Raw genomic sequence first — 12,746 nt, 5'->3', positions numbered from 1 at the left:
AGCTTAGCATTCGCCCGCAAACCGGGGCAACGGCTGGCGGGAATGCGCACCGCGCAGCCCCGGGCCGTAACCAAACAACGTTGAACCGCGAATTAACGCGAAGGGACACGAATGAAGAAAGGATCGTCTCGCTTTGGGGTTTCCGAGGCTGTGTTCACGGCCTCAATGGGCTGTTCGAAACCGCCTCTCGCGCTGCCTCAGCCTGGAAGGCTGAGCCACGTTGGCGGGCGTTGAATTATTTGGGTGATTGTGGATCGGTGACGGTTCTGTCGGAATTGGACCGGAGAATCCTGAAAAGAAGAGAAGCCGTTGACGGATAGTCGTATGGACTGTTATCCCTCGCCTGCGTGTCAGGTTCCTTCCGCCTCCGCGGGGATCAACCGGGGAAATCGGCGGAAGAAGAGAAGGCATACGGCGCTGGCGAGCAGCGCGCCGGTAAGATTCGCGGCCATATCGCCGAAGGAGAAGGTGCGATCGGGCACGAAATACTGGTGGATCTCGTCGGAAACGCCGTAGAGCGCCGAAACGAGCACGGGAATCCAGTACAAGAGGCGCGGCGCGTAGGCCCGGCCCGATCGGTGCAAACCAAGCGACACCAGCCCGGCCAGGACGCCGTAGGCCATCAGGTGCAGCAGCTTGTCCTGGCCGGGGAATTTCGGGCCGCTGAGCTCGGGAACGGGGCGGCTGGAGATCCAGAAAATCAGGCCGCAATAGCAGAGGATGGCTGCGTAATAGGCTCGTTGCACGATCTACCTCCGTCGTGTCGCGCCGGCAAGATCACCGGCGGGGACATGAACACGTTCAAAGCCTGGGCCAGGCAGCGGCGGCGACGCCGTGGGCGGAAACGCGCGCTACCGATCCCGGTTCGCCGGATAGATGCCCTGCACATTGGTCCGCACGGTGTATACGCTCGTCCGCGCGGTGATATAGAGCGTCTTGCCATCGGCGCCGCCGAAAGCACAATTCGCCGGACCTTCCGGGGTCTCGACGGTTTCCAGGAGCGCGCCTTCGGGGCTGAACACCTGGACGCCCGCGGTGCAGGTGGCCCAGATGTTGCCTTCGACATCCGCCTTGATGCCATCGGGATACGGGAGCTGGCAGAAAAGTTTTCCGCCGCCATAGGATCCGCTCCCGTCCGCCTCAAAGGCCCAGATATCGCCCTTTTTGTCGTTGGTATTGGGCGCGTGATCGCCCTCGGTGTCCGCCACATACAAGGTCTTCTCGTCGGGCGAGAGGCAGAGGCCGTTCGGGCGGTTGAAGTCCTTTCCGATGAGTGTAACTGTTTTTGTCTCGGGGTCGAGCGCATACACGCCGGTGAAACCCAGCTCCGAGTCCTCCATGCCCCCGGGGAGGCCGTAGGGCGGGTCGGTGAAGAAGATCATGCCGTCGCTTCGCACGATTACGTCGTTCGGGCTGTTGAACTTCTTGCCCTCGAAGGTCTCCGCGAGCACGGTGATGCTGCCGTCGTTCTCGGTGCGGGTCACGCGGCGGGACTGGTGCTCGGCGGCGATCAGGCGCCCTTCCCGATCCAGGGTGAGCCCGTTGGACTGGTGGCTCGGATCGCGGAAGACTTCGCCGGTACCGGTGTAAATGCGGTTTGCGGGAATATCGCTGAAGAGCAGGGTCCCGTCGGCGCGCCACACCGGCCCCTCCGTAAACTGGTAGCCGGAAGTCAGCTTCTCCAGGGAGGCCGGGTCGTGCAGGCCCGCAAGCGCGGTCAGGGCGATGGATGTTATCAGGTTCGTAAGCATGGTGTTCTCCTTATATCCGCGGCGGCGGCCGCGGGTTCCATTCGGGCGTTGTGCGGCCTATTCGTTCACCACGACCTCACACTTGATCGAATTGGCAATGAAGCAGTGCTGGTGCGCCTTTTCGTGCAGGGCGGTAATTTCCTCCGGGCTTGGCGTCGGCGGCCCACTGAAGCGTACGGACGGGTTAAGCTCCACCCGGGTGACGGCAAGGGCGCCATCGGCGTTTTTCTCCAGCACAGCCACCGCGTCATCCATGTAGTACTCCACGGTATAGCGCTTTCGGGCCGCAATGGCAAGAAAGGTCAGCATATGGCACGACGACACCGACGCGGCGAAGGCCTCCTCGGGGTTGACACACGTTGAGTCGCCCAGATACTCCGGTGCGGACGACGCATCGAGCGATTGCCCGCCGGGAAACGTCCAGGTATGTTCGCGGTTGTACGTGTCGTAGGTGAAGTCGGGCGAAGTGCGGTCCCAGCGGACCGTCACGCGGTGTTCGGACATGGTGCGTTGCCTCCGGTAATTCCGTTCAATCTGGTGATAGTACCATGAATGACGTCCCGGGGTGCGGGTTTACGCCCGGCGGCGGGGTAATCGCCGAAGAATTGGCCGGAGCCTTTCAGGCGTCGGAAGTTTACAACTCGATTCTGATCCTGGAATGCCATCGTGCGAGGCTGGGAGGGCAGGTCTTCGATGCGCCAGCGGCGCAAGATGCAGGCGGGGACGCCTGCGCTTCCAGCCTTGCGCACTCCCGTCACAGCATCAGGGAATACCGGTAAGCGTTTCGGCCCAACTTCATACGGACAGGATGTTTGCAACACCCTTGTTACGGCGCGGGGAGTTCCAATAGAGTAATTGCCGCAGGAGGTTCCCCCATGGCTGTACGAAGGCACATCGCCGCCGCGCGCAACACCACGCCCGATGCCCTGTCCGCGGCCCTCGCGGACTGCTCTGTCTCCGCGGTCGAAACCGCGGATGGCTGGTGTTGGGCCATGGCCTCGGTGTGGACGACGGGCGCGGACCAGCTGCTGAAGGCCCTGGAAGCGTTGGAGGGCCCCGCACTGCTCGCAACCACGGAGGACGGGTGCCGGTGGATCCTGCACCTGCGCCGGGCGGGACAGGAACCCTTCTCAACAATTCACGAATTCTGCTGGATCGGGGCGGGCGAAAGCGCGCCCGAGAACGACGATTACGACGACATCTACGGCGAGGATGGGGACATCCAGCTGGTGGATCTGCTCGCGCTTCCGCCGCTGCCGGAACATCGTCTGGCGCCCCTCGACTTTGAAGACGACTTCTTCGAGCCCTGCGCGGACGACGAGGAAGAGGACGATGAGGAGGACGAGTATGGCGAAACGAGCCCGCTGGAGGCGATCGCGGAAGCGTACGCCGAGCGCGGGGTCGCGCTGCCCCCCGAATTGCTTGGGGAACTCGAGGATCTGGCGGGACGGGCATTGTACCGTCGATTCCTCGAACTGCACGCGGAAGTGATCGCGAAGGAACTGGCGCGCTTCGGGATCCCGCACGATCGCGCGGAGGTGATCCGCATCTTGACGGGAGAGAACATCTCCCGCGTGGAACTGGACAATGACACGGGCAATCTCTGGCGCTTTCTCGACCACCTGGGGCTGGGCGAGCAGTTTCACCGGGCCGTGGTGGAGGCGGAAGAGGCGAGCCGCGCGCTGGATGAAGCGGAACCGTACGACCCGTGTGAACCGGTGCTGCGACATGCGGGCGATCTCCCGCTCCACCCGTTGGAGGGCGGGCCCGCCGTTGTTTCGGTGGAGGAAGCGCCGCTGCTGGGCCGCATTGCTGCCGCGCTGGATATCCACCCGGAGTTCGGGTTTCGTATCACCTTCGAATCCGGCGGGGACGCCTGGCCGGCGGAGCGCCCGCCGACCTATATTCAGGTGTTTCGGTACGGCGGAGGAGCGAGCCTCTACTGCTCGGGCGGCGGCGTGCTGTTCGCACCGCGCGCCCGCGCGCGAATCGGGCGGCTTTTGAGCGCGCTGCCCGCCGGGGCGCGGCTCGAACTGCTCGCCCATGGCGAGTACGCGCGCCACCGCTTCACGGGAAAGGTGGCGGATGGGCAATGGCTGGTGGACGCCGCCGCCGTTGCGCTGGCGCCGGAGGACATTGCGGGGCTGATGACCGTAGCGCGCGCGGCGGAAACGGGCGCGCCCCAGATGGCGCGGGACGAGGAAGAGGCCGAGGCAATTATGGCGCTCGCTTCCCGGGACATGGGCCTGTACGACACCATGCCCCGGCGAGACGGCCTCGCGATCCAACCGGCGAAGTTGCGCGATGCGGGCGACCTGGCGGGGCTGATTCTCCGGGGGCGCTACCAACACCGCTGGGACACGGCGCCGATTGAAGCGCGCCTGGCGACCAGTTTCTCGGACTGGATCGCGATGCAGCGCGAGATCGAGGAGGAGTCCGCGCCCCCGGCAACCGGCGAGTGCATCTACCAGGGCCGCGCATCCGAGTTCCGGGCGCCGGACTACCACGCCAAGTCCATCGACGAGGGCATGCGCAACGCGCTGAATCAGGCGAAGGATTTCGACCGCGCTTTCCGGGAGTTGGGCTTCGCGTATCTGGGCGATTTGGTTTGCATGAAGGTCGGCGGCGCGATCCTCCGCTGCTACGCGAATCCGGCGGAGCAGGCCTTCGCCATCGCCTACGCCGCGCCGTTCGGTATGGCGTGGCGGGACCTGTTTACCCGCTTCGAGGACGGGACCACGCTCACCAGCTCCACCTCGCGCCTGGAATCCAGCTATCGCTCGCTGCGGATGCTGGTTCGGGTAACAAATTCGGAGAAGATCGCGCGGTTGCACCAGGAGCACCGGAAGGGCATTGAACGGCTCGAAGCCCGGGGGATGCGGCCGAGCGCGATCGAACCCACGCTTACGGGCATCGCGCGGGAGATCGATGAATTCCTGCTGCGCCGCCTCGGCAATGACGGGGACGAAGCGTAGCCCGGGTCAGTAGTCCTTCTTCCAGAACACGCCGAAGCCGCCCTCGCCCTGGGAGGTGGTGCGCGCCTTGAGCGACCAGCGCGGGGCGAAGAGCCACTCCAGCGAAACGAGGCTCTGGGCCGCACCGAGGCCCTGCTCGAACTCCAGGTAGAAATCGTCGCTCAGGTATTTGCCGGTGGCGATCGTCATATCTCCCACGCCGGAACCGCTGCGAACGCTCACCCGGTCCACGAGGAAGGGCTGCGGGCCCTGGCGCCCGAGGACGCTCCCGCCGCGCTGCCGCCCCCTGAACAGGGACGCATAACGGGCCAGCGTGAGCGCCTGAACGGGGCTCACATCGGAAAGCCGCCGGCCAAACAAAACGCGCGCAAGAATCTCGTCCTGCGGCATGGGGGGCTCGGATTCAAGTGTGATGTTGATCGATTCCGGCAGCCCCTCCATCCGGACGCGCGCCAGTACATCCGCCGTTTCGGTCTCGGCGGTGATGCGGAGGTACGGCGAGGGCGGGTGCTGTCCATCGAAGGTGATCGTGCTTTCCGCCAGGCTGAAGGCGCGGCCGAGGAAGTCGAGCGTGCCCTTGTTGACCCGCAGGATACCTTCGACCCCGGGCTCGCTGGCCGTGTTCCTGATACGGAAGTTGCCCGACCATTCGGAATCCAGCCCGGGGCCGGTGAGGAAGATGCGCCCCGGCAGGTTCAGCGCCAGGTCAAGCGCAATCGGATACCCCGCCGGCGCCGCGCTTCCCTCCTCCTCCTCCTCCTCCGCGCGCTCTCCCTTTACCCGGTACTCCACCGTTGTAATCTGGGTCTCGCCCGATCCCTCGGGTATGGTCAGGTAGGCCGGACCCACGGATAGATTGCCCGTCAACGACGCGCCGCCGCTGTCCCCCACGAGATGTAGCTCGCCATCCCCTTCCGCCCGCAGATCGTCGCGATAAACGAGCCTCGGCCCGTCAAGCCGCAGGTGGAATTCAAAGGGAGACCTTTCTTCCGGCCGAAGCGCAAAATAGCCGTCCGCCGAATACACGCCGCCGGCGGTGTCGTCGGCGTGGAACTCGGTGAGCCGCAGGGTGTCTCCCTGTGCCTCAATCGAGGCCTTGATTGCGTTCAAAATCGTGCTGGTGTTGCCGTTCTCGTAGTAGCCGTCCGTGATCGTCACGGCCCCGTCCAGCCGTGGAGAGAACACGGCGCCGCCCGCGCGCAGTTCCGCGCTGAGTTTGCCGCGAATCTCGTGGCCCTCCAGCGCGAAGAGCGGAGCGACCGCCGCGAGATCCGCATTGCCGGCCAGAACGCCGCTCCAGGCGGCATCCTCGGGAATCGCGAATCGCCAGGGCGAAATCGCGAACTCCAGGGGTAGCGCCGCCCTGACATCAAAACGCGCCGCGTCGGGCACACTGGCCTCCAGGGCGGCCTCCACACCGCCCCTCCCCATTTCCGCCATCAACCTCGCGTCCAGCCCGGGCGTGTCCATGTCGTCCAGCATGGCGCGGTAGCCGTGGAGCACCGCGTCGAGCGACACCTCGGGCGCGGCGGGATCGCCGGTTACGGAGAGCGCGCCGGACACCGCGCCCCCCGCGGGATCGATGCCGGCCAGCGCGAGGAGCCCGAGCGAAACGTCGCTCCACTGTGCGCGGACGTCCACAGCGCCGGCGGCGTACCGGCCCGACACTTCCACGCGCCCGGCGTCGCCCGCGATCGCCAGCGGCCCCAGGGATGCGCCCCCATCCGCCCACGAAATCACGGCCGGCCCCTCTATCGCGAAGGCGTCGTCCTCCAATTGAAAGGCAAGCGTGCTGATTTCGAAGGTCGCGGCGCCGGCGCCGAACAGTCCGCCGGCCTCCACCTTAAAGCGCGTCAGATCCTGGAATTCGCCCTGACCTGAGGCGGTGAGCGCCAGCGCGTCACGATCCCCTTGCGCGCGAATGATTGCCGCGTCCAGTGCTATATCGCTTGCGGCAACCGCTTCGATATCCAGGTTCACGTCGGCGCCCGCAAATTCACGCAGGTTGGCTACGTCGGCCCGTCCCACAGCGCGCCCCAGCGTCAATCCGGGCAGCACTAAATCATGCGCGTTCAATTCCCCGGAGAAAGCGCCCGTGGCCCTGTCCAGTGAAGCGGACAGCAGCAGGCTCCCGGAAAGTGGCAGGTTCAGCCAGGTCTGGAGGCCTTCGAGGGCGGGCGCATCCAGTTCAACCTCTCCGCCTGCCCGGGCGGACGCCGGTACGAAGGAGCCCGACGCCCGCAGGCGGTTCCCTCCCGCCTCCAGATTCAGCGACTCTATCGAAATCAGGCCGCCGCGGTGGCCACCGCTCGCCCGGAGGCTGAGAACGGCCCCGTCCCGGTTCAGCGTGACCAATACATCGCCGGCAATCGCCGAGGGGATTCCCGCGGCGTCGATTGTCACTTCCGCAGTGTCCGCCATCAGCACATCGAGATCCAGGCCGGTTCCGCTGACCGACGCCCGGGCGGCCATCCGGTCCACGGGACCGCCAGCTTCGAGGGTGAAAGTCGCCCCACCGGAGAGGGGACGCCCGGCCACGCCGCTCAGCGGCCCCAGATCGGCTATGCGGCCGGATGCCCGGGCCTGGAGCTGGCGTTCGTCCAGTCGGTAGTCCCCGGCGGCCTCCACGGTCACACCCCCGCCACCCTCTATTTTGAACGCGTTTAGCTTAAGTTGCTCCCCGGCATGAGCCAGTTGCCCCGAAAGCGTCGCGCGCTTCCCCAGGAGTCCGGCGGCGGGGGCGGGCAGGCCGTCCAGGGCATTCAGCGCCCCGTTGAGGTCGGCCAGGAGTTCGCCCGGGGACTCGCCCGACCGGACGCTGGCCTGAAGGTCCACTCCGCCGCGATAGGGAAGACCGAATGCCCCCGCGTAATCGCCGATCTGTGCGACCTTGAGCCCCGCCTGAAAGTCAGCGGTTCGCGACTCCAAATCCACCGCGCCATCGCCGGTCAGGCTCAGGTTGCCGTCCTGGATGTCGAGCCCCCGGACGGTCAGGCCCCGCAGGTCCTCCAATACAAGGGTTCCCGCGAGATCGAGGTCACGTTGCAGGCCCGGCTGGGGCGAGAATCCCGGGAAGCGCCCCGAGAGCACCGCCTCGATCTGTTCCGCCAGGGCGTCGGGAAAGCGTCCGGCGCTGATGTCCAGCTCCAGCACGCCCTCCGGCGCGGTGATTGTATTCACTTGCACGTTTGCCACGGCGATCTCGCCGCGTGCGGAGGATCCGGCGTCCTGCCCGTTCAGCGCCAGGTTCGCGGCAAGGCGTCCGGCGAGGGGGAAGCCGGCCAATTGCTCGAACGCGTTCAAGTTTTCCGCGACGGCCTCCACATCCAGCGCGAGCACGCCAGTCTCGGGAGCAACGGTCCCGTTTACGCGGAGGGATGCCGGCGCGGCTGTCAGGCGGGTTTCGGTGAAGGTCGCTTCGCCATTCGCGTAGCGTACGTCAATGTCCAGTCCGGCGCCCTCCGAGAGCAGGTCCGCAATCGCGGCGGGGGTCCCCGGGACGGCGGGGTGCGCCCTTAAGGCCCCGGTCGCGGTTACGCCGTCCGCGAGCGCGATGTCCAGGGCGCCGGACAGCAGCGGCGCGCCGCCCGCCGTGAGTTCGGGCTGAATTGCGATGCGGTCGAGGGCGCCGCCGAGCGGAATGCGGGCCGCCAGCGCCACGGGATCGCCCTCCAGCGGCTGGCCGGTCAGGCGGTGAAAGTCGTCGTAGTCGAACGCGACGAGCGCGTCCAGCGCGCGATCCAGTGTGCCGAACGCTCCGGAGATGGTCAGGTCGCCTCCGGAAAAGCCCACGCGCACTTCGCGCGCGGCCACCCGCTGGCCGTCCTCCAGGGCCACGTCGAGCGAAATGTCGAAGGCCGATCCAAATCGCTCGCGAACGGACGTTGGCAGGCGGTCCGCCGGAGGCGTTGCCTGGCCTGTCGCCTGGATGGCGAGGGGTTCCGTATAGCCGAGGGTTCCCTTCAGTGCGAGCAGGGCCGATGCGTTGGCGTCCAGGTCCAGCGAGAAGGCAGCGGATTCCAGAGGGCCTTCGAGTGCGACTTTCGCCGTCAGGGGCCCGTCCAGGCCGGCCCGGACGGGGGCCAGGACGCCGTCGCGGGCCTCCAGGCGCAACAGAACGGCCCCATCGCGCAGCGCGGCGCGTGCGGCGAGGCGCAGATCTGCGCCGCCGAGACCGCGCACATCCAGTTGGATCGCCTCGTTCGCTTCCGGGTGGTAGGCGCCCGCCAGCGACATCGCGAGGGCTTCGCCCAGCACCGGCGCGCCCAGCGCCACGCGCTCCACCTGCAATCGGCCGACACGAAGCCAGCCCGGCAGATCGCGCAGGGCGGGCAGGGCGAGCGGTCCGGCGGGTTCCTCGGGTTCCGGCGGGCCGGGGGGCGGCAGGCGGTGCAGCGTCACGCTGGCGGCGGCGACGCGGTCCAGCGCAACCTGGCCCCGCAAGAGCGGGAACAAATCCAGCGCGACCCCCGCGTCCGCCACCTCCAGCCAGGGGTCGCCCGCATCTCCGATGTGAAAAGCGGCCACGGTCGCGGAAAACGGCAGAACGCCGCCGATCCCTTCCATGTGAACGGGCCAGGGCAGCGCGCCGGAGAGCGTTTCCGCCAGCCGCGCGGCCAGGAAGCGTTTCGCGGGCGGCGTTTGCAGCGCGCCAAACAGGAGGCCCGCCAGCGCGAGGCACGCCAGGGCCAGCAGCGCCATCGCGCGCCGCTTCGGCCAGCGTTTCTTCCTGGTTGCATCGTCCGTCAAAACGCATGCCCTATGCTGAGGTAGATTTGAAACGCGTCGTCGATTTTGCCGCGTTTGTTCACTGGTATCGCCAGGTCAAAGCGAAGCGGGCCGAGCGGTGTGTAGTAGCGAATACCCGCGCCCGCGCCCACCTGGAGATCTTCGCTGAAATCGGGATAGGCCCCTTCAAACGCAGAGCCCGCATCCACGAAGAATACGACGCCGAGTGATTCGCTCAGGCGTCGGCGAAATTCCAGCGAGAACTCCGCCAGCGAGCGCCCGCCGATCGGATCATCGCCCGAAAGGGGGCTCACGGTCAGGTAGCGGTAGCCGCGAATGGAGCCGCCGCCGCCGCCGTAGAAGCGGACATCCGCCGGGACCTCATCCCGGGAGGCGCCCGCGATGGCCCCGATTCGCGCGCGCGCCGCGAGCACCCAGAGGGGGATGGTTGCCCCGTCGGCGGATTTTAACGTGCCCCAGCCGTGGTAGTAGCTGAATTCGAGGTCGGCCCGCCCGAAATAGGTGCGATCGCCGAGGGGGTCGATGTAGGGCGCGACGCGGGCCCGAAATTTGAACCCGTTCGAGGGATCGAGCGAATCATTCGATCGGTCCAGCCGCAATTCCAACGGAAAATAGAACAACTCGTGGCTGTTTCGCGCTCTCAATTGCTCCACGCGCCCGATCCGGAAGCCCGCGCCCGCCCCAAGCGTAAGCCGGGGACTCAGCGTCCGCTCGACCAGCGCGAGCCCTTCGACGCGATCGCTGTCGTAGGCTTCGCGCTCCTCCTGCCCGATAAAAAGCGAGGCGTTCAGCACCTGGTCCATCCGCCGGAAGCGGTCGATCCGGTAGCGCAGGTCCAGCGCGCGCAGCTCGGTCGCCAGGGTGGTTTCGAGGCCCAGGCGGTGTCCCAGGCCCCGGAGGTTGCGGTTTTCCCAGCCAAATTTCGCGCCCGCGCCCTCGTCGGTCTTGTATTCGATGCCGGCGGTCATCGTGCGCGGCGGCCGTTCGGTCACGGCCACCCGAATGGGGGCCGCGCCGTCCTCGCCGATTTCTCCCGCCAGCGGTTCCACCGTCGCCGTGGAAAACAGACCGGTGTCGTACAGGCGGGTCCGCAGTTCGCCCATCTGGCGCTGGTCATAGGGCTCGCCCGGCGCCCAGGGCAGGAGGCGATCCAGCACGGCGGGACGTGTGCGTTCCAGGCCCTCGTAGCGCGGCTCCCCGTAGACGGCGCGTGGCCCGGGATTGACGTCGTAGGTAACGGCCACGGAGCGCGCGGCATGATCGACGGCAACATCCCGCCGGGCAATCCGTGGCCTCGGGTAACCGCGCGCGCGCAGGTGGTTCAAAATCCGCGCGTTGGCCCCGGCTATGGCGTCCGCCATCGCGGGGGCGCCTTCCACCAGGCCGGCGGCTTCCGGGGCGGGCAGTTTCGCCGCGGCGTCTGGATCGTCCGCGGCGCGCACCCGGATCGTTCCGAGGACATACGGGAGGCCCGGATCGGCGGAGAAGGTTACGGTGATGGGGCGGGCCTCCCTGTCCAGCGCCACGTTCACCGTGGCGCCGTAGTACCCCCGGGAATGGAAGGCGTCCTTGAAGCGTTCGAGATCGCGCGCGGCCCGCCGGCGGAGGTGCAGGGCGCTTGCGGGCGGCTCGCCCTGTTTGCGTAGACATTCGGAGACGGAGAAGAGCAGTTCGCGCATCGGGCCCGCCTCCACGCCTTCGATGCGCGTCTCGTAGGCCACCTGTGCGGCGGCGGAAAGCGCGCACGAGGCGGCCAGCCCCAACACCAGGAGCGCGGCCCACCGCCTGGCGCTTCCTCGCGTTCGTTCCAGACCATGCACGCCGGATCGGGTTCCTTCCTGCCGTAATGCAATCGGGCGGGGCCCGCGCGGACCCCGCCCAAACCAGAATACATTGCGCCCGGGGGCCAGCAGCCCGTTGCTACGCGATTACTTCCTTCATCACGCCGGTGCTGTCGCCGAAACGCTCAACCTCCACGCCCATGCCGCCCAGCATCGTCTGATACAGGTTGCACAGGGGGGTATTCTTCTCGCTGGCGATGTGCTGGCCGGTCCTGAAGGCGCCGCCGGCTTTACCGGCCACCAGGATGGGCAGGTTGTTCGGATCGTGCCGGTTGCCGTCGGAGATGCTGGAGCCGAAGAGGATCATGCTGTTGTCCAGCAGGTTCCCCTCGCCCTCCGGGATCGCCCGCATTTTCTCCAGAAGGTACGCGAACTGCGCCGTATGCCAGCGGTTGACCCGCTTGTATTGCTCGATCTTGTCTTCCTTGTTTTCGTGGTGCGAGAGATCGTGGTGGCCGGCGTTCACGCCCTCCACGAAATTGAAGTTCCGGCCGGATACGTCGTTGGCGAACATGAAGGTCTGCACGCGCGTCGAATCCGTCTGGAAGGCCAGCACCATCAGGTCCAGCATCAGCCGGACATGCTCCGGGAAATCGCGCGGGATCTCGGGGTCCGGCGCGCCGCCGAGCTCGGGCGCCTGTTCGGGCTTCCACTCGCGGGGATCCGGCTTCATGGCAAACTCGATCCGCTCCTCCACCGAGCGCACCGCGTCCATGTACTCGTCCAGCTTGACCTGGTCGTCGCGGCCGAGCCTGCCGCGGAGCTGCCGGGCGTCTTCGAGCGCGATGTCCAGCAGGCTGCGGTAGCGGTCGTTGCGGAGTTCATGTTGAGCGCTGTCGCCGAAGAGGCGCTCGTAGACGAATCGGGGATTGATCTCCCGTGCGACCGGCTGGGTGGCCGAACGCCAGGAGATGTAGGAGCCGTACAGCCGCGTGAAGCCCACGTTGCTGTCGATACCGGAAATAACCGGGTCGATGCCCAGTTCGAGCGACGGAAGCGGGGTCTGCCCGCCCACGTGCCGCGCGGCGAGCTGGTCCAGCGAGATACCGCCGGCGCTGATGTTCTTGCCGATCGTCTTCGCGACCGGTTCGCCGGTGAGAAAGTTCGCGGTTTTCGCGTAGTGCCCGTCGCCCTGGCGGCTGGCGGCCTTGTCCAGGCCGGAGAAGATATTGATATCGCCGCGCAGCGCTTCCAGCGGCTCCAGTGAATACGGCAACGCGAAATCCGTCCCGGAGGCCTCGGGGATCCAGGCCTTTTCCCACACGCCGTTGGGGAAGTAGATGCACGCCATGCGCACGGGGGGCTTCGCCGCGGCCGAGGCTCGGGCGGGCGCCATGATGTCCAGGGCGGGAAGGGCCAGGGCTGCGCCCATGCCGCGCAACATGGTGCGGCGGGAAATGCGGTGGTTCTTGATAACGTTCATGACGGTT

Annotated in this window: 7 protein-coding genes; 1 reads left to right on the top strand and 6 read right to left on the bottom strand. The window is 66.8% G+C overall.

The features are described 5' to 3' along the window. Positions 1-350: 350 nt before the first annotated feature. The 3 genes from KF886_08275 to KF886_08265 form a co-directional block, all read right to left on the bottom strand. Positions 351-746 (bottom strand): VanZ family protein, encoded by a 396-nt coding sequence (locus KF886_08275; GenBank protein MBX3177340.1) that lies wholly within the window; start codon positions 744-746, stop codon positions 351-353. 105 nt (positions 747-851) lie between these two features. Then, positions 852-1,751, bottom strand: coding sequence for an SMP-30/gluconolactonase/LRE family protein (locus tag KF886_08270; GenBank protein ID MBX3177339.1), 900 nt, complete (start codon positions 1,749-1,751; stop codon positions 852-854). Positions 1,752-1,808: 57 nt separating this feature from the next. Next, the gene (locus KF886_08265) at positions 1,809-2,255 is read right to left on the bottom strand and encodes an OsmC family protein (GenBank protein MBX3177338.1); all 447 of its coding nucleotides are present in this window, start codon (positions 2,253-2,255) and stop codon (positions 1,809-1,811) included. Between the two features lie 371 nt (positions 2,256-2,626). On the opposite strand from KF886_08265, the gene KF886_08260 reads away from it, so the two are divergent. Then, positions 2,627-4,726, top strand: coding sequence for a hypothetical protein (locus KF886_08260; protein MBX3177337.1), 2,100 nt, complete (start codon positions 2,627-2,629; stop codon positions 4,724-4,726). A gap of 6 nt (positions 4,727-4,732) precedes the next feature. Here KF886_08260 and KF886_08255 read toward each other — a convergent pair whose 3' ends face one another. The 3 genes from KF886_08255 to KF886_08245 form a co-directional block, all read right to left on the bottom strand. Continuing rightward, positions 4,733-9,475 carry a translocation/assembly module TamB domain-containing protein gene (locus KF886_08255; protein ID MBX3177336.1) on the bottom strand — a complete coding sequence of 1,581 codons (4,743 nt, stop codon included), beginning with the start codon at positions 9,473-9,475 and terminating at the stop codon, positions 4,733-4,735. After that, complete coding sequence (locus KF886_08250; protein MBX3177335.1) at positions 9,472-11,295, bottom strand: BamA/TamA family outer membrane protein; 1,824 nt, start codon at positions 11,293-11,295, stop codon at positions 9,472-9,474. Before KF886_08250 ends, KF886_08255 begins: the two co-directional genes overlap by 4 nt. A 100-nt stretch (positions 11,296-11,395) precedes the next feature. Beyond that, a complete protein-coding gene (locus KF886_08245) occupies positions 11,396-12,688 on the bottom strand; it encodes a DUF1552 domain-containing protein (protein ID MBX3177334.1) in 1,293 nt (430 codons plus the stop codon). Positions 12,689-12,746: the final 58 nt, after the last annotated feature.

The organism is Candidatus Hydrogenedentota bacterium, from assembly GCA_019637335.1.
GTDB lineage: Bacteria > Hydrogenedentota > Hydrogenedentia > Hydrogenedentales > JAEUWI01 > JAEUWI01.
This window is presented reverse-complemented; position numbering and strand designations above follow the sequence as displayed.

Bases quoted from the DNA above. Each gene is read 5' to 3' on its own strand.
- KF886_08260 (MBX3177337.1), top strand. From the start codon at position 2,627: ATGGCTGTACGAAGGCACATCGCCGCCGCGCGCAACACCACGCCCGAT.
- KF886_08270 (MBX3177339.1), bottom strand. From the start codon at position 1,751: ATGCTTACGAACCTGATAACATCCATCGCCCTGACCGCGCTTGCGGGC.
- KF886_08265 (MBX3177338.1), bottom strand. From the start codon at position 2,255: ATGTCCGAACACCGCGTGACGGTCCGCTGGGACCGCACTTCGCCCGAC.
- KF886_08245 (MBX3177334.1), bottom strand. From the start codon at position 12,688: ATGGGCGCAGCCCTGGCCCTTCCCGCCCTGGACATCATGGCGCCCGCC.